The sequence below is a fragment of the Streptomyces sp. NPDC059816 genome (genome assembly GCF_042732055.1).
Taxonomy (GTDB): domain Bacteria; phylum Actinomycetota; class Actinomycetes; order Streptomycetales; family Streptomycetaceae; genus Streptomyces.
Genome location: NZ_JBHWIQ010000037.1, coordinates 6019 through 27058, shown reverse-complemented (window position 1 = coordinate 27058; position 21040 = coordinate 6019). Strand labels below are relative to the sequence as shown.

Here is a 21040-nt window from a genome sequence, read left to right as displayed (position 1 = left end):
GCCGTGGAGCCTGGCTGGGTCGGGGAGTGAGCAGCAAGAGGTGGCGGGCTCTATGTCGCCGACGGCCCGGCACGCGGGCTGCGGATGTGCGGGGATCCCGTCTGGCCGGCTCGTCGTGCGTGGTCCGCCGCGGGCGGACGCGAGTGCGCCCGCCCGGGCTCATGGCACCGGGCGGGCGCATCGGGTCGGCCGGGGGGGCCGGGGGGCCGCTACGGCCGGGCGGCGAGCTCCGACTCCGGGCGGAACGGGCGCTCCGCGAGACGCGGGCGCTCGGCCAGGAACGCGGGACGCGCGGAGAGGGCCGGACGGACGGACTTACGGGGGCGGTTCATGAGGACTCCTCGTGGGTTGACGGTGTCGTGGGGTGGTGCGGGATCAATCCCAGCAGCACGAGGGGCCGGTGCCAAGGCGGTCTGGCGAGGCGGCTCCTCTGCCTCCCGCCCGGCGGGCAGGCAGTGCGCTGAGAGGGTCGGCAGGCGGGCCGAAGGGGATCGTTTCAGCCCGCCAGGCCATCGCTGGACGCTCGTGACGGACCCAGCCCGGCTGGCCTGATGGGCACCCAAGTTGACGGCGGCACCCAAGTTGACGGCGGGCACCCGGCTCGCCGGGTGCCGCGGTGGGGCGGGGCCTCGTCGTCCTCGGGTCAGCCGGCCAGTCCGTACAGGCCGTCGCTGCGGACCCAGCCCCGGGTCCCCTTCGGCAGTCCGGACTTGGAGCGGGCGCTGAGCTCGGTGTAGTCCCAGCTCCCCCTGCTGCACAGGATGTTGAGGCGGTCACCGTTGTAGAGGTAGCCGCGGGAGGTGTAGCCCGTGCTCGGACCGGTGCGCAGGTTCCAGCCGTTGCTCTTCACCTTGCCGGCCGCGTTGCTCCAGTTGACGGTGCACTGCTTGTTCTCGCCGACGGCGTGCGCGGCCGGGGCGGTGATCACGGTCAGGGTGGCGGCGGCCGCCATCGCCAGGAACGCGGGGGCGACGGCGCGGATCGTGATGCGACGGATCATGGGGATGCCTCTCTCAGGGCGGGGCGTGGAAATGACGGTGCCCGCAAGCGGGTTGGTGACGGGATCGCATTGGCTGCGGGCCAGGGCGGCGCTCTACTTCGGGATCGGCGGCGTGGGCGCGGGCCACCCCCCGTACGGGTTGGCACACTGGTAGACGACGTAGCCGCGGACCTTCTTGCCGTCCGACTTCCGGGTCACCGTGCTGCGGGTGTACCACTTCCGCTCGGCCTTCTTGTAGGCCCACTGGTCGTAGGCGATCTTGTCGCCCCGGTAGCCGACGCCCATGATCGTGGCGGTCTTCGCGGGGGCCTTGCGGATCTTGACCGCGCTACAGCTGATCTTCGTGTGTCCGGTGTCGGCGGCCTGTGCCGTTGAGGCGGTGGCCAGGCCGCCAGCGGCGACGGCCAGACCCATCGTGGTCGCCAGGATGGCGCGTTTGGTGCGCTGAATTATCACGCAGGTGCTCCTTCAGGTGCAGGTGGGGGGATCGGTCGAGTTGCCGTGAGCCGCACCGGCGCCTGTGGCGCAGGACCTGTTGCGGGGCGGAGCGGCTCGGTGGACGGGTCAGTCGAGCTGCATGGGCACGCAGTCGGACAGGTACGTGCTGGCGACCCAGCCGGTGCTGTTCTTGGCCAGTCCGCTCTTGGACTTCTGGCCGAGCTGGAGCTTGATCCAGGAGCCCTTGGTGGCGATCTTCTTGCCCCAGTCGCCCTTGTAGAGCAGGCCCTTGGAGGCGTAGCCGGTGCCGGCGCCGCTGCGGAAGTTCACGCCGTTCGCCTGATAGACCTCGTAGTAGACGCGCGGTTTGCAGGGCATCTCGGCCGCGCTGGCGGCCGGGGCGGTGGTCACCGCCAGGCCGGCGGTCACCGCCAGGGCGAGCATGGCCGAGGCGGCCAAGCGGGCGGGAGCGCGAAACTTCATGGGGTTCCCTTCATCGCGGCTGGGATGGCGCTGCGCCGACCGGCGCCTGGTACCTGGCGCCCACCGGCGTCAGCGGCCAGGGCGGGGTACAGCCTGGGATGAGAGGTGGGGGCGCCGGGGCCGTGTGCCCGGCGGGCGGGCACACGAGGCGGAGGTTCCCGCAGGGCGCCCGGGATTCCTTCTGGGCGCTCCCGCCCGGCGGGCGCACGAGCGGCGGATCAGCCGCAGTGGACCTTCTGGGCGCCGCCGTTGAAGGGCTGGTTGTCGCCGGGCGTGCGGTTGAGGCCGCCGGAGACGTTGATGCACTGGCCGCGCCCGAACACGTAGACCGGGCCGTCGCAGTCGCGGGCGTAGCCCTTGGTCTGCTCGATGCAAACCCAGATGTTGCCCGCCTTGCCCGCCCGGGAGGCGACGGGCCGGGTGATGGCACAGTTCTTCCCGGTGGACCGCGAGTAGTAGACGTCGATGTGCCCGGCGGTGCTCTCCCAGGAGCGGGTGACCGGATACGAGCCGACCTTGCTGTAGCTGCTTCCGCAGGAGCCGACCGGGGCCGCCGCGCTGGCAGTGGACGGCAGGGCCAGCAGGCCTGCCGATATCGCGGTGGCGGCGGTGGCTACGGCGGTGATGCGGCGCCCTGCTCATGTCTCTCCTGACTGTGCGATTCGTTGCCCGGCCGGTGGCAGGGCGCTATCGGCGACAGCCTCGTCATGGGACTGGTGGAGGGAGGGGCGCTGGGCCCATGAGGCGGGCACCCGACGCGCCGGAGCCCGCCGGGCGCCCCGGATTCCTCCGGGGCGCTCCTGCGGGGCGGGTGTGCCTCAGGCGTTGCGCAGGCGCCGTCGAAGTGGCTGGGTCCGGTACAGTCCGCACAGCCTCTCGAGCACGGCGCGGACCTGGGCAGGCTGCTCGCTGGGCAGGCCGTGTCGACCGTCGGGGACCACGTGAAGCCGGGCGTGCGGAAGTTCGGAGACCAGGCGCAGCGCGTGTACGGCGGACACGAGGCGGTCGTGTTCTCCCTCCATGACGTGTACAGGGACGCCGGACAGGGAGGCGAGGGCTCCTGGCTCGATGTGGTGCGCGGTGACCGCCCGGTACCAGTCGGCCGCGACGTCAATCGGTGGTCTGGGGTCGCTGGTGGGTGACAGGAGGTCGCGGACAGTCTGTGTCGCTCCGGGCAGCCGCAGACACAGGGCTGCGATGGTGTGGCGAGCCCTGCCCACCAGGCGTTCCAGCGGAGGGTGTTGGGCTCCGGTCAGGTCCATCTGCCCGGAACTGGTGGCGACCAGCAGGACTCCGGACAGCCTGGCCGCGACAGTGGGGTGGTGGGCCGCGAGTTGCAGGACGCCCATGCCGCCCATGCTGTGCCCGGCGACCACGACCCTGGTACGGCGGCGGGTGTGACGCAGCACGGCCGCCAGGTCGTCGGCGAGCAGTCGGGTGAAGGCGGTGCTGGTGCCGCTCAAAGACGCGCCGTGGCCGCGCTGGTCGTAGCGGATGACACGGATGCCGCGGGCGGCGAGGTGGCGGGCATGGTCGTGCCAGATGCTTGCGGTGGCGCACCAGCCGTGGGCGAGGACGACGGTCACTGGGGCGGCGTCGGGCCCGTCGGTGTAGAGCGCCAGTCGGGCGCCGTCGGGGCGGGGAAGGTAGTGGTGGCCGGAGGGCGGGGGCAGGTTGCCGGGGCGGTCGGGGGTGTGGTCCACGGCTCATCCCGCAACCGGGATGTCGAGGTCGACGGTGGACGAGGTGGGGAGTGGGAGAACCGCGCCCCGGTTGCGGGCGATGGTGAGCATGGCCCGGTTGTCGGCGCCCGTCATGACCGCGATGGCGTGGCCGGTGAGCTGGGTGCCCAGCCGTTGGCGCTGTCGGCTGTCCTCGATGAGCAGGCCCAGTTCGCGTACGCCGTCGCGGTCGGTACGCATCAAGTGGGTGACGGCGACGGCCTGTTCGGGATCTCCCGCGAGGGCTGTGATCCAGGTCGTGCCGCGGGCCGGGTCGGTCAGTTGGCGCCACTCGGCGGGGCGCAGGTCGCGGCGGGCGGCCTGGTAGCGGCTGAAGCGCGTTGCGAGGGTGCAGCGGGCGTGCAGGGCGTTGATCTGGTCGAGGTCGTCGGCCCGGGCCAGGCGGGTCAGCGTCAGCTCGCCTGAGGCGAGCAGGTAGGTGGTGGCGTCGTCGAGGGCGGCGGCGGGCATGGCAGCTCCGGGGAAAGGGGGGCAGGGGGGCGGCGCCCGTCGAGGTTGGGCGAGGCGGGTTCCGCGCCACAAGGCTCGGAGAGGCTGCGTGGGGCCGGTGTCCCGGCTGGAGGGCAGCGGGTTTCGTTACCCGCCCGTACGGCGGGCACCCGGCGGCGGCCGGGGTGGGGGCGGCGTTGCCGCCTGCCGTGGTCCAGGACGCTGGCCGTGATCCAGAACGGGGCGGTCAGCAGCAGCGCCGCACCGCCCAGCCAGGCGGCGACGGCGAGGGCGCTGCCGCTCAGGCCGGCCAGCACGGACAGTGGTGCCGGAAGCGGGGCTGCTGAGGCGAGCTGTAGCAGCAGGAAGGCGGCGAGGCCGGAGAGAGCCACGAGGGCCAGGGAGATGGCGGCGTATGCGGGGATGCGCAGCCCGCGACGCGGAAGAGGGTTGGCCACCCATCCCAGCGGTCCGCTCAGCTGGGGGCTACGCGGGGTGGTGCGGTCGCGGTCTGCGCACATGGTCGGTCCCTCCGGAGCGGGCTGGGGTGGCGGTGGGTGCGCGGGGTCAGGCTGCGGCAAAGCCTCCGGGAACCGGGCGGGGGGCACGGGCCGGGTCGCCAGAAGCGGAGGCGGGGGCGGTGGTGCGGGCCGGGCGCTTCGTGGTGCGCACGATGCGCCCGCCGGATATGTGGCGGGAGCAGGAGGTGCACACTTCGGCCAGGTGCCAGACCCGGCCCGGCATCGAGCAGACCAGCACCAGGGCGATCTCTCCGGCGCAACTGGCGGTCTTGACGTCCCGGTGCCAGGTGGCGCACTGGCAGGCGCAGTAGCGGGCCGGCTGGGGCGCGCGGGCCGTGTTCGCGTGGTCCGCCAGGTGGTTGATGGCTGCCTGGGCTAGGTGGCGCAGGTCGCGGGAGCGCTCGGGCAGGTCGCAGGCGTGGCTGCAGGACAGCTGTGCCTGTCGGTCGGCCCTCCCGGTGACGCGGACGGTCCACTGGCGGCCGGGGGTGCGCTGGAGGGTGCTCATGAGCGCTGTCCCTTTCGTGTGAGTCGGGGCGCGGCCGCGACCGGCGGCGCCGGTGATCACTATGGGCGGGGGGCAAGCGCGCAGTGGTCCGCTTCCCGTCTGGCGGCCGATTTGTTCGCCAACGGTCCGCAGGGCGGGCAGAGGCGCGGGTCGTGTGGCGGTCACCGGAGCAGGCTTCTTCGCCCGTGAGCCGGGAGCGCTCGGGGTGTGCTGCCCTCCAGGCGGTTTCCCGGCCGAAGCGGGGTGGTGGTCCGGCACAGACTTCAGCTCTAGTTCGCCCTCGTCCTTCGGGAGGTCTCTGTGACGGACGCACCGATACCGGCTGCCCGGGAGAATCCGGCACCCTCAAGGCCCCGGTTCCTACTGACCGTGATGCGCTCTGGCTGCGCGTCCGAGCGCATCTACCGATGGACGCTGCCCGCCCACGAAGGCACGCTTCCCGACGGTCGTGAGTACAACGCCTGCCCGACCGCCGGCGTCTGCGCTGACCTGTGTTACGCGCGGGCTGGGACCTACAAGTTCCGCAACGTACTCGCCGCGCACCAGCGCAATATGCAGTACGTCATCGATGATCTGCAGGGCTGGGAAGAGCAGATGACCGCCGAGTTGCAGCACCGGCGCTACCGCTCCGCCGACGACCAGCCCGTGCACGTGCGGGTCCACGACGCGGGCGACTACTGGTCGCTGCCGTACCTCCAGGCATGGCTGCGCGTCTTCCGGTCCGCCGAGCACGTGGTCTTTTACAGCTACACCAAGCAGATCGCCCTGTTCGAACGGTGGGTGCGCCCCGATCCGCCTGCCAACTTCCGCTGGCGATACAGCTACGGCGGCACGCAGGACGGTTTGATCGACCCGCTGTTGCATCACCACGCCGATGTCTTTCCCGACGAGATCTCGCTCGAGGACGCCGGTTACACCTCGCAGACTCCCTCGGATCTGCGTGCGGTATACGGACCGGAGACGCTCGGATTAGCAGCCAATAACATCCCCCATCTCAGGTCCCGCCAGGGAGGGCGTACCTTCCGGGCGCTGCAGCGGGCCGCCGACGCCGAGAAGGCGGAGCGGCGGGCCAAGCGCCGTGGCCCGTCCGGCCGTTCGGCATGACCTCCCTCTGACCCCGCGGGCCGCCGCCCCTCCCCCCGGCTGGCGGCCCGCGGCTTGTCCGTGCCGCGCGCCCGCGCGGCAGCAGATCCGTGTGCGCCTCTCGGCGCGAGGCGGTGTCGATCCATCAGGAGGCAGCGTGCACAGCGACCAGGATGCGGCCACGGCCTGGCCCGGAGCCGGCGTGGGCTGGGCCGGAGCCAGTGGGGATTCCGACTTCCCGTACACCTCGCCGGCGGGCTGGTACACCCAGTCGCTCGCCGGTCCTACGGCGGCTCCCGCTCCTGCGCGCTCGGCCGAAGTAGCCGCACCGCCGCCGGTCCCCGCGCCTGAGCCACCGGTGCAGCAGACGGTTTCCGCCCCCGCAGGGGTGGTCCACGGCGCCGACGGTGGGGTGTTCCCCGCTCCGCCTGCCTTGTTCGCCGACGTGCAGAGCGCCGCTGCCCAAGCGGCCCCTGCCTCCGCCCCTGGCCCGGCCCTCGTAGCCGCCGCTCCATCCGCGGCTGCGGCCTTCCCGGCCGGGCAGGTCCCGGCGCCCGAGGGGTATGCTCCGGCGCCGGAGCCCGGGCCGCAGGGCGGCGCGCCGTACGTCCCGCCCCGCCCGCCCGGCCCAGCGCCTGTGGCCGCGCCCACTTATGGGTATCCGCCCGCCGTGCCTGCCGGGGCAGGCCCGAGCTACGGGTATCCCCCGCCGGTGGCCCCGGCGGCCGTGCCCGGATACCCGGCTGCGGGATCCGCCCCGGCTCATCCGGCGTATCCGGGACAGACCGCGGCGCCGGGCTACTCCCCTGCGGCACCGGTTGCTCCGGGCCCTGTTGCGGCGCCCTTCTCCTACCCCACGGCCGCCTCTTCGACTGCTCCCCCGGTCGGGCACACCGCTGCCTCGGCGGCACCGCTGGGACACAGCGCGGCGACCGAGCTGTCCTCGGATCGGCTGCTGCGCGGCGGCCGGAGCAAGGCCCGCAGCAGCCGCCCGGGCGCCCGGCCCTCGCGGTTCCGGCTCGGCGGTGCGAAGGAGGACGCCGCGCTGCAGCACAAGCTCGAGGTGATCCGCACACCGGTGCGCGGCTGCTACCGGATTGCCGTGATCAGTCTCAAGGGCGGTGTCGGCAAGACGACCGTGACCACCGCCTTGGGCTCCACCTTGGCCAGCGAACGGGCGGACCGAGTCCTGGCGATCGACGCGAACCCGGACGCCGGAACGCTCGGCCGGCGCGTGCGCCGCGAGACCGGAGCCACCATCCGCGACCTGGTGCAGGCGATCCCAACTCTGCGTACGTACCACGACATCCGGGCCTTCACCTCACAGGCATCGTCCGGTCTGGAGATCGTCGCCAACGATGTCGACCCGGCCATCTCCACCACTTTCAACGACGAGGACTATCGGCGGGCGATCGGCGTCCTGGGAGCCCAGTACCCGATCATCCTGACGGACTCGGGCACCGGTCTGCTCTACAGCGCGATGCGCGGCGTCCTGGACCTGGCCGACCAGCTGATCGTCGTCGCCACGCCCTCGGTGGACGGCGCGTCCAGCGCGAGCACCACGCTGGACTGGCTCAATGCCCACGGCTACGGCGACCTGGTGCGGCGCAGCCTCACGGTGGTCTCCGGGGTACGGGAGAAGGGCAGGATGATCAAGGTGGAGGACATCGTGGCGCACTTCAGCGAGCGCTGCCGCGGGGTTGTCGCGGTCCCCTTCGACGAGCATCTGTCAGCCGGCGCCGAGATCGACCTCGGCCTGATGCGGCCCAAGGTCCGCGAGGCCTACCTGACCCTGTGCGCCCTGGTCGCCGAGGGGTTTTCCCAGCCGCGGCGGACCGCCCCGGCGGGCGGCCACCCGGGCCATCCCCAGGACGCGTGGCCCGGCGGTCCGGCCAGCGCCGGGGGGTACCCGGCGCAGCCCGGCTACCCGGGCCCGCCGCAGTAGCGAAGACGCCCGGGGCCAGTCCGCCCTCCGGCTTGAGTCCGTCAGGCCGTGGGCGGCATGGTCGCTTTCCACACCTTCTTCAGTTCTTCACGGCTCCAGCCACAGTCCTGATCGCAGGCGCTGGGATGGTCCTTGATGAGGAGGCATGTCTCGTCGACGACCTGCCTGCGGCACCCCGGAGCCGTGCGGATCTCGCGGTGGCCGTCTTCGCCCCACAGCAGCCACCACAACACCAGTTCTCCGGCGCCGGTGTACTGCATCTGTACGCAGACCGCGTGCCGGGCCTCTCGCGGGTGCGCCGCGAAGTCGCAGCCGAGCGGGTGTGCGTCGGCCGTGAAGTCGGTGTCGGGCAGGGCGTTGAGGTAGCGCGTCTCCTGGGCCGTCAGCGTGGCCTGCGCGTGGCAGGTCTTGGTCTGGGGAGACGTCTGGGGCGGGATCATCGAGTCCTCCGACTGCGTATGGGGTGGCGCGCCTTCACTCTTCGGGCGCGGCGGGCGGCGAAACCGACAAAGAATCTTGGAAGCATCGGTGTGTTCTGCGTCACCACGACGTCGGCTGGTGCCGGGCACCACGACGGAAGGGGCGGCCGCCACCCCGCACCGGTTGCTGGCCACGACTCGTCCGTCCCACCCGGGTTGCGTCCTGTGTTCCTGGCTGGAGGACTGGGCCGGCGCGCATGCCCCGGGCCGCCGTCGGCTCACGCCTGATGCGGCCGCGGGCGGCTTCGTCCCACGCGTCCCACCCGCCTCAACTTCGCTGTCTAACCCTCTTTACCGCCAAGTAGTTGCCCGGCGGCGTATAGGTGGCGGGCCCGTCGGGGGCCCGGACCCGAAGGAGGAACAGATGGACACGATGCTCACGCAGGCGTCCGAGATGGTGACGGTGGGGCTGGCGCAACGGCCGGGCACCGAGTCGCCGTGCGCTGACGGAGCGGACTTCCAGCGTCGCGGCAGCCGTGTGTGCGCCGTCGTCGTCGATGGTGCTGGGCACGGTGCGGAGGTCGTGCGTTATGTCGCGACGGTGCCTGCGGTGATCACGCAGATGGGTATGGTCGAGGGCTGCTTGGCCGGTCTGGTCACGGGTGGGCGGATGGCGTACGCGTACGACGTTCCCCCGCATGCCAGCGCTGTGTACGCCTCTGTGGAGCCGGGCCGGCCGAGTGCGGTGCACTGGATCGGCGATGCACGTGCCTACGGCTACGGGAACGGCGAACTCACACTGTGGAGCACCGACATGACGATGGGGATCTATCTGTGCGGACGACGCGGATACGCGCCGGAGCTCGTCGAGGAGTACGACGACTACGCCCGGCTCGGCCTCGCGCAGGCAGGGTGGGCGACCTGCCGGCTCGTGGAGATTCCGGAGGAGATCCCGCTGCTCCTTCTCGTCTCGGACGGTGTCTCGGACCACGTGGACCAGGGCACCTGGAAGCGGCTGTGCCATCTCCATGAGACGGACCCGCAGGCCCTGGCGGACGCCTTGGTGGCGGCCGCCGAGGAGGACGCCGACGGGTACCGCGACGACTGCACCGTGATCGCCATGCGTCGCCGCACTCCCTGACGGGATCCGTCGCGCACCGCCTGTCCGACTGCGCCGCCGCCGGGCGCAGTCGGTCCGTGCCGCGCGGGGACGTGTGCTGTTCAGCGCCGTGTCCGCTCGGCTCTTGGACGGCTGCGGGGGCGCGGCCGGGTCCGGACCCGGCCGGGCGCGCCTCGTGTTCGGCCGGAGACGGGGGCGGGATTGGTCCGGCGGCGTGGAGCGGGGCGGCCCGTTCGCGGCGGCCGGACCAGGACGGATGGGTGGCCGAGGTCGGGGGCGAAGCCGTAGCGCAGGTAGGTGCGGTGCAGCGCTGGTGTCCGGGCTGTGGCGATGGCGCCGACGTCGTGGCCGTCGGCGTAGGCGAGGGCTGCGTGGACCAGGTAGGAGGCGGAGAGAGGGTCGTCTTCGCGGCAGGCCAGGTTGCCGACCGTCCACCAGGTTCCGCCGGTGCGGCGCCGTGCGCGACGGCAGGACTCCACTGCCCGAGCGGTGCGGGCTGAGGCGAGTTGGCGGATGAGGCCGAGCAGCAGCAAGGCGGTGATCAGGGCGGTGGCGCCCGTCGCGCTCCACCGCGTCCAAGGGGCGGGGGCACCAGCGGCCTCGGCTGCCGCGCCGAGCGCGGTCGGCAGCAGCAGGCCTGCGGTGAGGGCGAGCTCGGCCAGCAGCAGAGCGCCGGTCGCGGCCAGGGCGCGGGCGGGCGCAATGGCCGGCCCGCGGACGGTCAGGACCGCTCCCCCGTGGGCGAGGAGCCGTCCCTGTGCGCGGGCGTAGATGAGTTGGAGCAGCCACAGTGTGGCGCCGGCGGCGTGGGATGCGCGGGTGCGGGCGGGCGGTCCCAGGCGGCGCTGCAGCAGTGCGGCGTGGCGCGGAAGATCGCGCCAGCGGGCCCGCAGCTCGGCCGGTGCGCGGGGCGTTGTGGGGTGGTGGCGGTTCACCGGGCGGGCCGTCTCGGGGTGGTCGGGGCGATGGCGGCGGACTGCTGTGCGGGTGGGGCGGTGGTGCTCAGCGCGGTGAGTTCGGTGTGCAGCTGCCGCCAGGTGCGGGTGTCGGCAGGGTCGCCGGACGGCGGTCCGAGTAGCTGTGCGCCAAGTTCGGGGCGGTGTTGGTGCCAGGCGGCGAGTCGGGTGAACAGGGCGCACCAGCGCGCCCGGTGGGCGCTGTCGCCGGGGCGTGGCGGGGGGATCTGCCCCATCCAGGCGGCGGGTGGCGGGGCTCCGCCGAGTGCGCTCTGCCAGGCGGTGGTGGCGGTGGGCCAGGTGGCAATCTCCTGGGTGGCTGGGCGGGTGAGGGTGCGGATGCGGGTGGCGAGGTCGTTGTAGGCGGGCACGTCGTGGCCGCTGGTGGGGCGGGGCAGCGGACCGGTGCCGTCTGTGTCGGGCAGGGATGCGGTGCGGTGTCGCCAGGTCTCGACGAGCGCGGCGGTGGTCTGCCAGGCATGGCGCTGCCAGGTGTCCGGGGGTGGGACGGGCCCGAGCACGGTGGTCCACGGGGGAGGTTCCTGGGCCAGTTGCAGGCCCCGGGCAGCGAGCAGTTGGCCCAGGACGTGACGGCGTTCGGTGAGGTGGCCGCGCCAGTCAGCGGGGGTGTCCGGGTCGTGTTCGAGGCGGGCGTCGGCGACCCAGTCGGGGACCGGACCGCTGTGGCGGGCGGCGTGGGGGGTGCGGTCGGGCAGGCGTGCGCGCAGGTCACGCTCGGCGCTGATGAGCTCGACGAAGCGGCTGGCGCGGGCGCGGGAACGGCCCTGACGGTAGCGCTCCTTGGGGGTGGGGGCGCGGCGTTGGAGGTGGGCGCGATGGGTGAGTGCGAGGGCGGTCAGGCGGGCGAGTTGGGTGTCGCTGTAGGCGGCCAGCGGCCGGTCAGCAGTGGGGCGCGGGGTGGTGGCGACGAGTTGGTAGATGCGGTCGGCCAGGACGGAGGCGGTGTCGTCGTCGGCGCTGTCGTCGACCGGTTCGTTGCTGATCCGGGTGAGGGTGCGGCGGGTGCTGTGGCCAGCCAGTTCGGCTGCGGTGAGGGCGGCCAGCAGCTTGGGCCAGCCTTCGTCGGTGTAGGTCTGGTCGGCCAGGGCGGGCAGGATCTCGGCCAGCAGCGCCCGGGCGCGGGCGGTGGCGGCGCGGGCGGCGGTGTCGGCGTACTGGGCGGCGTGGAGGGCCGGGCTGGTGGACTCGTCCTGCAGGTCGCGCAGGAGTTGGTGGGCGGAGGTCGCGGCGCGGCGGGCGTGGGCGATCTGGTGCAGGGCGGCGGCCTCGTCGGCCAGTGGGTCCTCGGTGGGTTCGCTGATGCCGAGGTAGAGCTTGTTACTGCGACGTCCGCGGGTGAGCTGGACGTAGACGCTTTCGCGGGAGGAGGAGGCGGTGGCGTAGGCGTGGGCTGTGTCGACGGTCATGCCCTGTGCGCGGTGGACGGTGGCCGCGTATCCGAGCTCGACGTGGGCGGCGGTGTAGTCGGCGGGCAGGGTGATCGTGGCGTGATGGGCGGTGTTTCTAACAGTCAGGGAGCCGTCCGGGTGGACTGTCAGCACCCGCCAGGCATCGCCGTTCTTCACGAAGTCCCGGCCCTTCAGGACCGGCAGGGCGCGGTTGTTGCGGCGGGTGACGATGGTGTCGCCGGCGTGGGCGCGGGTGCCGTCGCGCAGTTGGCGGTGGGCGGTGACGTCGAGCAGTCCGCGGGCGGCGGCGGCCGTCTGGGCGCGGGCGTTGAGTTCGCGCACGGTGGCCGCGTCGGGGGCCATCATGACGCTGCTCAGCCCGGCGGCGATGTCCGTGCTCCACGCGGCGTAGACGGCGTCGAGCATGTCGGCCGGGTCCCCGGAGCGGATGCGCCGGTGCTGGCGGTGGAAGATGAAGACGTCGGCCGGGTCGCCGTCGCGCAGTACCAGGGTGGCCGCGCCTTCGCCCGGGGTGGTGAAGCGGTGCAGTTCGTCCAGGCGCACCGTGTCGGGATGGCGGTCGAGCAGGCGCGGAACGCCTCCCGCGTCAACGGCGGACAGCTGCAGCGGATCGCCCAGGAGCCGGACGTGGGCGCCTGCGGCGCGCGCCTGGGCCAGGATCCGCTGGAGGTTGAGGGTGCCGCCCATGCCCATCTCGTCGACGACGATCACGTCGCCACGGGCGAGGGGGAAGCGCTGGTCGGCCAGGCCTTTGGCGTGCTGGTCGCGGTGGTGCAGCCAGGCATGCAGGGTGGTGGCGGGCGCACCGAGGTCATCAGCGAGAGCCTGGGCGGCGCGGGAGGAGGGGGCCAGGGCGACCAGGCGGCGCCCGGAGGCGGCCAGGGTGTCGGCCACCAGCTTCATCGCGGACGTCTTGCCGGATCCGGCCGGGCCGATGCCGGTCAACAGCAGTTTGTCACCGCATGCGAAGGAGCGGGCGAGGGCCAACTGGGCGGCGCCCAGGTGCGGATGGCGGCGGGCTGCCCGTGCGAAGTCGGCCTCTTCGGCGGCGGGAATGACCAGGGTGTCGGCGGCTGCCAGGAGGTCGTCCTCGGCAGCCATGAGCCGGCGAGTGGTGTAGGCGGGGGCCTCGACGCGCAGAAAGACGCTGCTGCCGTCGGGGCGCTGCTGCTCGGGGTGCAGGTCGACCAGGGAGGGCGGGCGCAGGCCGACGACGGGGTCATCAAGGGTGAGGTCGGACAGTGCGCGGGCGGTGATGCGCTCGGTCGCCTGACCCAGGACCAGGTCCTGGGTCAGGGGGCCACGGGCGAGGTGGTAGCCGAGCTGGCGCAGCACCTCGGCGCGCACGTGCTGGGCAGCGAACACGCCGCGGTGTTCGGCAACTTCGGCCAGCGCTGCGATGGCGATCTGCCGCTCGAAGGTGTCCGGATCGACCCCCTGGGGAGCCGGTTCGGCGTCGGCAGCGACCTGGCGCACGGCGTCCAGCAACGCCTGGGTGAGGACTTCGTCGGGCCGTGCGTCGACGTCGCCGAGGGCCGCGCGGGCGGCGGTGAACCAGATCTTCTGCAGGGTGCGCAGCGGCCGTGCGGCGCTGAGTTCGGGCCGGTTGGTGACTGCGGCCTGCTGCGCGAGCGCGTACCAGACCGCCGGGGGCGGGGTGCGCTGGTGGCGGGTGTAGTAGTCGGCGACCAGGCGTTCCAACTCGGCCCGCACCGTCTTGCCGCGGGTGGAGAACGCGTCGATCAGCTCGTCGGGCAGGCCCGCGATCTCGAGGATCGGCCGCCGGCCGGGGGCGGTGACTCGCTCGCGGACCGCGAGCCCCAGGCGCTCGGACACCAGCCGCATGACAGTGGTGTTGTAGAGCTCGCTGATGGTCACTCCGTGCGCGAGCAGCGGCCGCGCGTCGATCGTGCGCCACTTCCCGTCCGGGCCCTGGACCCGGTTGGCGACGATGATGTGATCGTGCAGATGGGGGTCACCCGGATCCCCGCGCGCGGTGTAGTGCCGCCACCGGGCGGCGACCAGGCCGGAGGTCACCTGCTCCTGGGCGATGCTGCCCTTGCTGGAGGCGCGGGTGGCCAGCACATGGTCCTCGATCCAGGCCAGGGCCGTCTCGAGCGCCTCGGTGTGCGCCGCGTCGATGACCTCGCGTGTCTCCTCCCCTCCCAGGATCCGCAGGGCCTGCAGCGAGCCTTGCGGGGCGGCCACGAAGCTCCAGCCCAGGCAGGGCTGGCGCACCGGCTGGGTATGCATCCTCAGGTACCCGTCGAGCTCCTCCACGGAGGCCGGGCCGCGGTGGAACTCTGCACGGAAGTACTGGGCCGCGACGTGTCGGCGGATCGCCCGGCGCTGGGCGTCGGTGAGCGATCCTCCGCTGCGCGCGGTGGCCTCCGCGAGGGCCTCCTCGATGCGCTCCAGCAGCGGGTCGGTGGCGGTCGGGTCGCTGAACTGGGAGTAGGCGGCGCCGAGTTTCCCGGCCCGCCAGGCCTTCTTCTCGCTTTCTCCGGCAGCGATCCGATCGGCGGCTATCTCAGCCGCACGCGGATGCCGGCCGAGACCGAACAGGGATTCCGCTTGTGCCCGCAGCACCTCCTGCCCAGCCACTTGGAGGACCTCGGCGGCTCGTCCCATCCACACCCCCGGTGGGGCGCCGGCGTTCAGGGAGCCGTCGGCGGCAGGCAAAGACTCCGCACGGACCGTCTGCGCGAGCAGATACCGGTACCCCGCGGCCGCCGTCAGCTTGCGAAGCTCCACTGCCACGGCATCGACGCTACGAGGCGATCAGAGTTGCAAGAGATGTCATTCCGTTCTCCTGTCCCCTCCCTCTGCCTCCCTCTTACAAACCGGTGACCTGCAAAGACATCAGCAGCAAGGAGCAGCGGGGTGGGGAGGTTGTCCGGAGAACGGGGGTGAGACGACTTTTCCCTCCTCCCGCTGGGTGGGCAGAAAACATGGTCGTGGCCCGTGGGACGGGAGCGCGGGCAGCTCGGTCGGGCGAGCGCTTCGATCGGGCCGGGCGGCGGGTGAGGCTGCCTGTGCGGGTTCCCGGGGAGGGCGGCAGGGTGCCGTCCGGGCGCAGCCCACGGTTCGGGGCCGTTCGGAGTTGAGATGGTGAGGAAGGCGAAGGCGTCGGCTGCGGCGAACGTGGTGGCGGCGCGGGAGCGGGCGCATCAGTTGGCGATGGCGCCGATGGCGCGGCAGCAGCGGCTGGTGGAGCGGGCGACGGACTTCTTCTTGGCGACCGAGCGTCAGGATCTGGCGCGGGAGGAGGGGGAGCGGGAGATCCGGGCGGTCCGGGAGCGGGTGGTGGAGCAGGTGGAGGCGGCGCGGGTGGAGGCCGGGGCTGCGGTGGTGGCGATGCTGGGTGAGGACGAGCCGGTGGGGGCGGTCGCGGAGCGGCTAGGGCTGCGGCGGACCGATGTGCAGGAGCTGCGGCGGCTGGTCCGGGAGCAGGAACAGGAGCAGGAGCCGGTGCAGGGGTCGGGTGGCCGGGGCGGGGAGGTACGGCCGGTGGCGGGGCCGGGCGTCGGGGTCCCGGGGCGCAGCGGGGCGGGGAGCGCTGCGGGTGCGGCGGGTGCGGCGGGCGGGGTCCGGCAGGAGGTCCGGCCGGTGGCCTCCGGTGGTCCGGGCGGACCGCGGCCGGTGGGGAACACGGTCACGGTGGAGGGGGGCGGGGCTGAGGGGGCCGGGGCGGTGTAGGGGCGGTTCGGGTGGTGAAGGCGGGAGGTGTGTCCCTGCGTGTCCCTGGGGCCTGTGCGGGGGCTCGGGGGCCGGTCTCGTGGGGAATGCCGGGAAGTGTGTCCCTGGGTGTCCCTGTGTCCCTGGGCGGCGGTCAGCGCATGCCGGGCGCGGCGCCGCCTTGCTGGGGCTGCTGGGGGTAATGGCCCTGGCCGGGGTAGCCGGGTGCGGCAGGCTGCTGCTGGGGTGCCTGGGGCTGCTGGGGTGTGGCGGGGGCCTGGGGGTGGGGGGTCATCCAGGGCGCGGCGGTGCGTTCGCCGGTCGGCTGGGGGGCGGCCGGCTGGGGAACGTACTGGGGCTGGGCGGCCGGGGCGGGTGCGGGGGCGGCGGGCTGGGCGTACTGGGGCTGGGGGGTTGCGGCGTACTGCTGGACGGCCGGGGCGGGCGCGGCGTAGGGCGCGGGGGCCGGGGCGGGAGTGGGTGTGAACCAGACCTCGACGCTGTGGTCGCCCGGGAGGTGGCGAGAGAAGCCGGAGTTGGCGATCTCGTACGTCGTGGTGCCCTCGCGGGTGGGGATCTCGGAGATGCGGTTGACGCCTGTGAGCCAGTGGGTCATGGCGTCCGCGTTGCGGCCGGATCGGGCCTCGCGTGGTTCGGTGAACCGGATGAGGGCGACGGTGTCGAGGATGGTGGCGAGTTCGGCGACGGTGGTGCTGGTGTCGGCGGGCCGGTTGGGCTGCGGTGCGGTGGTCACTGGTGGTCCCCTCCCTCAGGGTGCGGGTGGTCTGTGAGGGGTGACGGTACCTGCGGCGTGGGAGGTGCGGGGGGTGCGTCCCGTGGGGCGGGAAGGGAGTGTGCGCGGGGACGCGAAAGGGCCCCGGCACGCTGGGTGCCGGGGCCCGTGGGGCGGGTTCGCGGGTTGGTCAGTGGCGGACGGGCTGGGTGAGGTAGACGGTGTAGTGGCCGGGCTGGCTGGGGCGGGTGGCGGTGGCGGTGGCGTCGTTGAGGTCGTCGGGGAAGCCGTGGCTGATCCAGGCCAGGAGTCGGCGTTCCGCTTCGTCGGCGGTGGAGGCGTCGAGGGTGTAGACGGTGGTGGCGGTCTGGCCGTCGTCGTCGACGGTGGTGTCGGCGACCTTCTCGGTGTTCCAGTGGTCTGCGGGGACGGCCGGGAGGAGGTCGGTGGGGAACCGGGTTCCGGGGCGCGGGGTGTGCTGGCCGTGTTCGAGATGCGTTGCCTGGTGGTTGAGGTTGGTCTCCTCGCGCTGGGCGTCGGTGATCTGCTCGGCCAGGCCCTGGGGGGTGAAGGAGGCGTGGCCGAGTCGTTCGGGGAGCAGCGCGGCCAGGGCGCGGCCTATCTCGGGGTCCTCGGCTGCCGTGCGCAGGGTGGTGAGGGCGTCGATGTGGCGGGAGAGGGCCTCGGCGCGGGTGCGGAGCTGGTCCGCCGTGGCGGGCGGGTGGATGGAGTGGGCGTCGGTCATCGTGGGACCCTTTCGAGGAAGGTGGTGGTCAGTGGTCGTCGGCGCGGAAGGCAGCGGCGGCTTCGGGTGAGGCTGCGGATGCTTGCGCGAGGAGCAGCGCGGTGTCGGGGTCGGGCGCGCGCAGGTGGCGCACCCATCCACTCAGTTGGTCGGAGACCTTGTGGCCGGCGGGCTCGTGCGTTCCGGGCAGCACGGTCAGCGCGTCGACGTCCGCGGTCGACTCGTTCCAGCGCACGCCGATGACGGTCCACTCCGGGTCTTCGGGCTGGCCCGGGTGGTGCCGGGCGGGGCCGTGGGCTTCGTCTCCGAGGGGGCGGGAGGGCCGGTCGTCGGAGACCGTGTGGGGCTCAGTGGTAGGCGGGGTGGGCTGGTGGAGCCGGGCCCGTACGGCGTCGGGGCCGTGGGTGAAGCCGGGCATGGCTGCGTTGAGGATGGCGAAGATGACGTTGGGGTCTTCGATCCATTCCTGCTGGGTCCACAGCACCAGTTCCTCGCTTCCGTCGAGGAGGCTGACGCTGTCGTCGTCGAAGCCGACGCTGATTCCGCTCGGGCTGGGCTGCTGGGCATGGCACAAGGAGGGGCTGACGGGGCGGGAGCCGATGTGGAGGTTGACGGCGAGCTGCCCGTCGGGGGCGGTGCGCAGCGCGGGGTGTGCGGTGTCGTCGAGGATGCCGAGGGTCAGGGTGTAAGTGTCGTCGATGTACGCGCCGATACGGAGTCCGGCCAGGGCGGTGACGGGGAAGGAGTGGTCGCGGTCGGCGGGGTCGGGCGGGAGGTAGAGCGCGGCCTGGTGGAAGTCGGCCGGGGTGGGTGCGGGGGCGTGGCCGGGGTCGTCGGCGTCCTCGTCGGTGACCGGGCACAGGTCGCGGTCTTCGGAGTCGAGCCAGTGGCCGTAGGGGGTGCCCGCTTCGGGGTCGTCGTAGTACCAGGTGATGCCGGTGCCGCAGGCGGCGCAGCGGGCGTCCTGGCCGTGGTCGGGCGTCTGGTCGGTGTGCCGGAACGCGTGCTGCGGGTGGGCGCTGGTGCGGGCGAGGGCGGCGCGTACGCGGGTGCCGAGGAGTGCGGGGGCGTAGAGGGCGAGCCAGATGCCGACCCTCATGTCTACGGGGGCTTGGGCGAGGGCGTGGCGGACTTCTTCGGTCGGGATGAGGGGGGTGCCGTCGGCGTTGCACTGGGCGCGGAAGAGGCCGGTGTCGGGGTGGTAGGCGATGAAGACGCCGTCTTGGGTTTCGGCGGGGTCGTTTGCGAGTTCGAAGGCGGTGTTCGGGGCGGTGGTGATGAGGGCGGTGGCGAGGTGTTCGGCGGTGTCGGCGCCGGCGCGGGTGACGTAGGTGTGGCCGGTCTGGAGGGCGGTGAGGGGGTGGGTGGTGTCGGCGGTGAAGTCGGTTGCGAGGTGGTGGGTGTTGAGGGCGTGCAGGAGGGCGGGGAGGTCGGTGCTGGTGGTGGCATGGATGGTGAGCTGGAGGGCGGGCAGGTGATCGTGGCTGAGCATGGGTTGTTCCTGTCGTTGAGTCGTTGATGGGTGCGGGCGGCATGGCCGGGCGGGGACGGAGCCACGCCGCGGTGGCGGTCGCTCGGCGCGGGCTTAGGGGTGCCGGTCCTGGAGCAGGGATCGCAGCGCCTGCGTTGTGCCGCAGAAGGCGGCGAGGAAGCGAAGCTGTCCGGAGGTGCCGCTGTTGTTGATGCTGCTGGCGCGCTGTTCGGCCTCGTCGTGGAACTGGTCGTAGGCGGCGAGGAAGTCCAGACCGTCTCGGTCGCCGTTGACCTTGTTCGAGGCGGTGCTGCTGCACGCGTCGTGGACAAGCTCGTCCAGGTCGTCTTCGGTGAGGCTGAACTCGCGGGTGATCTCGTCGATCCCCGCGTCGGTGAGATGCGCGGTCATCAGGCGTTGCCTCCGGGTCGGGTGGGCGAGCAGGGCGTCGTGCCGGGCGCGGGCCGCGTCACGCGGGGGCGGTGCTCGGCGGTGAGGGCGTCTTCGTCTTCGACTGCCTGGGCGAAGTTGAGGACGCGCGGCGGTGCCGCGGCCTGGGCCGGGTCGCGGGGTGGCCGGCTGTGAGCTGGGGGCCGTGTGCGGCCCGGGGGTTGTTCGCCCGTCCGGGCCGCACTGGTGTGGTCGTCAGTCTCGGGTGCAGGTGGCGCGGGCGTGTGCGGGGTGCTTGAGGACGAACAGGACCTTGTTCTGGCTGCCGGAACGGATCAGCTGGGTGTACTGGGGTCCGCCCCACAGCGTCCACCGGTCACCGGTGATCTGCGGGGACCACGTGAGCGCGTACCGTTCGCCGTCGGCGGTGACGACGTCCCACCATCCCCGTTGGGGGCGGGCCTTGATGGTGGTGTCCGCGACTGCGGGTATCACCGGGCGCGGTCCGAACCGGCGCTCGTTGTAGGCGAGGTAGGCGCGGGTCGGCACGATCGCCAGTACCGCCATGTCCTGCTGGGTGGCGTGCTGGCGCCAGTAGGCACCCGGCGCGCACCGGAAACCGGCTTGGCCCAGGGCCGTGATCGCCGCTGCGTGCGCTCCGGTGTCCTGCGGGCTGCGGTGGTTGCCGTCCAGCTTGATGGGCGCGTGGTTCTGGCCCCCGTCGGTGCCGATCAGATGCAGGGTCGCGCGCCCCGAGAGGGGGGAAACGTGCACGTGCGCGCTGGTCGGTCGCGTACGCTCCTCCGCCTTGCGGTCCCGCTCGCACGCCTGGTCTTCCGCCTGTTCGGCGGCCGTGCGCGGGGCGGGCGCCGCCTCGGCCTCCTGCTGCACCTTGATCCTCCGCACGGCCACCGCGACCGCTTCCGTACGGCTGGTGACGTTGTCGGCGCGGAGCACGAGGAACGTCCCGGCCTTCGTGGTGGCCGTGGTCTTGGCGTAGCGGACGACCCAGCGGCGCCGCATCCCCCCGCCGGACAGAGGAAGAGACAGCATCGTGTGAACGAACAGGGTGACGCCGTGGGCTTCGAAGTCGTGTCCGGTGACGTCCTCGGTGGTGTCGAAGGGGCAGCCTGGCGTGACGAACGCGCGGGTCTTCTTCGTGAGCGTGGGGCCAGTGGGGTCGGTCACCGGTCGTTCCTTCCAGGTGGTGAGGTGATCTTGCGAGTGCGTGCGGTTGAGTGCTCCGCGGCCCGACTTGATCGGGCCGCACACCAGCTGGGGGGTGAGTGATGCTCTAGAAGGGCGGGCAGCACTGCGGCGTGCAGAGGGCCGCGTGTGCTTCCGCCTCGGCGTCGGCGCGGGCCCGCTCGGCCTCGGCCTTGGCTGCCGCCTTCGTGCGCCGCTTCGCACACGGCTGGTCCTCGCACGGCCGGTGACCGGTCAGGTCGGTGGACGCGTGGAAGATCTCGATGACGCCGGTGTCCTCGCAGGACCAGCACAGTGGCGCCGGGGCGTGCAGGTGTGTGCTGTCCACGCATCCGGTCGCGTTCGACGCGTCGTACCAGGCGCCCTGGCCGTCGGCCTCGATCCACTCGATGCGGCGTTCGCAGTGCAGGCACTCGCGGGCCGGCTCTGGGGTCTGGATGCCCAGGAATGCGGCGACGGCTTCCGCGCACGTCTCGGCCTGTGCCGCCGGCCGCGGGTTCTTGTCGGAGAACCCGTCGTACACGAAGCGGGTGCTCGTCTCGTCGGTGACGACGGCGGCCACGGCCATCAGCTCACCGCGCGGGATGTCGTAGTGGGTGGCGCCGTTACACGAGGCGGCGTGTATCCACACCGGTGCCCGGCCGGGCACCTCGGCCACAAGGTACTCGTTCGGCAGCGACGGCCACGGCTTGTCCACGCGGACGCTGGTGACGCCGTGGCGGGTCAGTGCGTCGCGCAGGAGC

General features: G+C 72.7%; 21 protein-coding genes. 4 read left to right on the top strand and 17 right to left on the bottom strand.

What is annotated here, in order from left to right; translation table 11 throughout:
* Window positions 1–209 precede the first annotated feature (209 nt).
* From ACFV88_RS32900 to ACFV88_RS32865, 8 genes are all read right to left on the bottom strand, one after another.
* Entirely contained in the window at window positions 210–332 is a 123-nt protein-coding gene (locus tag ACFV88_RS32900) for a hypothetical protein (protein WP_325749223.1), read from the bottom strand.
* Window positions 333–643: 311 nt separating this feature from the next.
* A complete protein-coding gene (locus ACFV88_RS32895) occupies window positions 644–1000 on the bottom strand; it encodes an SH3 domain-containing protein (RefSeq protein WP_385495788.1) in 357 nt (118 codons plus the stop codon).
* Window positions 1001–1093: 93 nt separating this feature from the next.
* Window positions 1094–1456 carry a hypothetical protein gene (locus ACFV88_RS32890; protein ID WP_385495787.1) on the bottom strand — a complete coding sequence of 121 codons (363 nt, stop codon included), beginning with the start codon at window positions 1454–1456 and terminating at the stop codon, window positions 1094–1096.
* A 108-nt stretch (window positions 1457–1564) separates the two neighbouring features.
* Entirely contained in the window at window positions 1565–1921 is a 357-nt protein-coding gene (locus ACFV88_RS32885; RefSeq protein WP_385495786.1) for an SH3 domain-containing protein, read from the bottom strand.
* 818 nt (window positions 1922–2739) lie between these two features.
* Window positions 2740–3624 (bottom strand): alpha/beta fold hydrolase, encoded by an 885-nt coding sequence (locus ACFV88_RS32880; RefSeq protein ID WP_385495785.1) that lies wholly within the window; start codon window positions 3622–3624, stop codon window positions 2740–2742.
* 3 nt (window positions 3625–3627) lie between these two features.
* Complete coding sequence (locus tag ACFV88_RS32875) at window positions 3628–4113, bottom strand: GNAT family N-acetyltransferase (protein WP_385495784.1); 486 nt, start codon at window positions 4111–4113, stop codon at window positions 3628–3630.
* Window positions 4056–4613, bottom strand: coding sequence for a hypothetical protein (locus tag ACFV88_RS32870; protein ID WP_385495782.1), 558 nt, complete (start codon window positions 4611–4613; stop codon window positions 4056–4058). Before ACFV88_RS32870 ends, ACFV88_RS32875 begins: the two co-directional genes overlap by 58 nt.
* Window positions 4614–4659: 46 nt before the next feature.
* On the bottom strand, window positions 4660–5121 hold the full coding sequence (locus ACFV88_RS32865) for a hypothetical protein (RefSeq protein WP_385495781.1): 462 nt from the start codon (window positions 5119–5121) through the stop codon (window positions 4660–4662).
* Window positions 5122–5493: 372 nt separating this feature from the next.
* On the opposite strand from ACFV88_RS32865, the gene ACFV88_RS32860 reads away from it, so the two are divergent.
* The gene (locus tag ACFV88_RS32860; protein ID WP_385495780.1) at window positions 5494–6225 is read left to right on the top strand and encodes a hypothetical protein; all 732 of its coding nucleotides are present in this window, start codon (window positions 5494–5496) and stop codon (window positions 6223–6225) included.
* 1081 nt (window positions 6226–7306) lie between these two features.
* Window positions 7307–8149, top strand: a complete 843-nt coding sequence (locus tag ACFV88_RS32855; protein ID WP_385495778.1) for a MinD/ParA family protein — start codon at window positions 7307–7309, stop codon at window positions 8147–8149.
* A gap of 41 nt (window positions 8150–8190) precedes the next feature.
* Here the strand turns inward: ACFV88_RS32855 and ACFV88_RS32850 are convergent, their stop codons facing one another.
* On the bottom strand, window positions 8191–8589 hold the full coding sequence (locus tag ACFV88_RS32850; RefSeq protein WP_385495777.1) for a hypothetical protein: 399 nt from the start codon (window positions 8587–8589) through the stop codon (window positions 8191–8193).
* Between the two features lie 403 nt (window positions 8590–8992).
* Between ACFV88_RS32850 and ACFV88_RS32845 the strand changes: the two genes are divergently transcribed.
* The gene (locus ACFV88_RS32845) at window positions 8993–9709 is read left to right on the top strand and encodes a hypothetical protein (RefSeq protein WP_385495776.1); all 717 of its coding nucleotides are present in this window, start codon (window positions 8993–8995) and stop codon (window positions 9707–9709) included.
* 80 nt (window positions 9710–9789) lie between these two features.
* Here the strand turns inward: ACFV88_RS32845 and ACFV88_RS32840 are convergent, their stop codons facing one another.
* Window positions 9790–10623: a hypothetical protein gene (locus ACFV88_RS32840; RefSeq protein ID WP_385495775.1), complete on the bottom strand. Its 834-nt coding sequence runs from the start codon at window positions 10621–10623 to the stop codon at window positions 9790–9792.
* Complete coding sequence (gene mobF / locus ACFV88_RS32835; protein ID WP_385495774.1) at window positions 10620–14834, bottom strand: MobF family relaxase; 4215 nt, start codon at window positions 14832–14834, stop codon at window positions 10620–10622. Before mobF ends, ACFV88_RS32840 begins: the two co-directional genes overlap by 4 nt.
* Before the next feature lie 348 nt (window positions 14835–15182).
* Here mobF and ACFV88_RS32830 point away from each other — a divergent pair, with 348 nt between their 5' ends.
* Window positions 15183–15773 carry a hypothetical protein gene (locus ACFV88_RS32830; RefSeq protein WP_385495773.1) on the top strand — a complete coding sequence of 197 codons (591 nt, stop codon included), beginning with the start codon at window positions 15183–15185 and terminating at the stop codon, window positions 15771–15773.
* Window positions 15774–15906: 133 nt separating this feature from the next.
* On the opposite strand, the gene ACFV88_RS32825 is transcribed toward ACFV88_RS32830, so the two are convergent.
* The 6 genes from ACFV88_RS32825 to ACFV88_RS32800 form a co-directional block, all read right to left on the bottom strand.
* Entirely contained in the window at window positions 15907–16506 is a 600-nt protein-coding gene (locus ACFV88_RS32825; RefSeq protein ID WP_385495772.1) for a hypothetical protein, read from the bottom strand.
* Between the two features lie 169 nt (window positions 16507–16675).
* On the bottom strand, window positions 16676–17230 hold the full coding sequence (locus ACFV88_RS32820) for a hypothetical protein (RefSeq protein WP_385495771.1): 555 nt from the start codon (window positions 17228–17230) through the stop codon (window positions 16676–16678).
* Window positions 17231–17258: 28 nt separating this feature from the next.
* Window positions 17259–18722, bottom strand: coding sequence for a DUF3145 family protein (locus tag ACFV88_RS32815; protein WP_385495770.1), 1464 nt, complete (start codon window positions 18720–18722; stop codon window positions 17259–17261).
* A gap of 93 nt (window positions 18723–18815) precedes the next feature.
* Window positions 18816–19112: a hypothetical protein gene (locus ACFV88_RS32810; protein WP_385495769.1), complete on the bottom strand. Its 297-nt coding sequence runs from the start codon at window positions 19110–19112 to the stop codon at window positions 18816–18818.
* A 234-nt stretch (window positions 19113–19346) separates the two neighbouring features.
* Window positions 19347–20279, bottom strand: coding sequence for a hypothetical protein (locus tag ACFV88_RS32805; protein WP_385495768.1), 933 nt, complete (start codon window positions 20277–20279; stop codon window positions 19347–19349).
* Between the two features lie 106 nt (window positions 20280–20385).
* Window positions 20386–21040, bottom strand: a 655-nt coding sequence (locus ACFV88_RS32800) for a hypothetical protein (RefSeq protein ID WP_385495767.1), incomplete at its 5' end; no start/stop codon positions are given.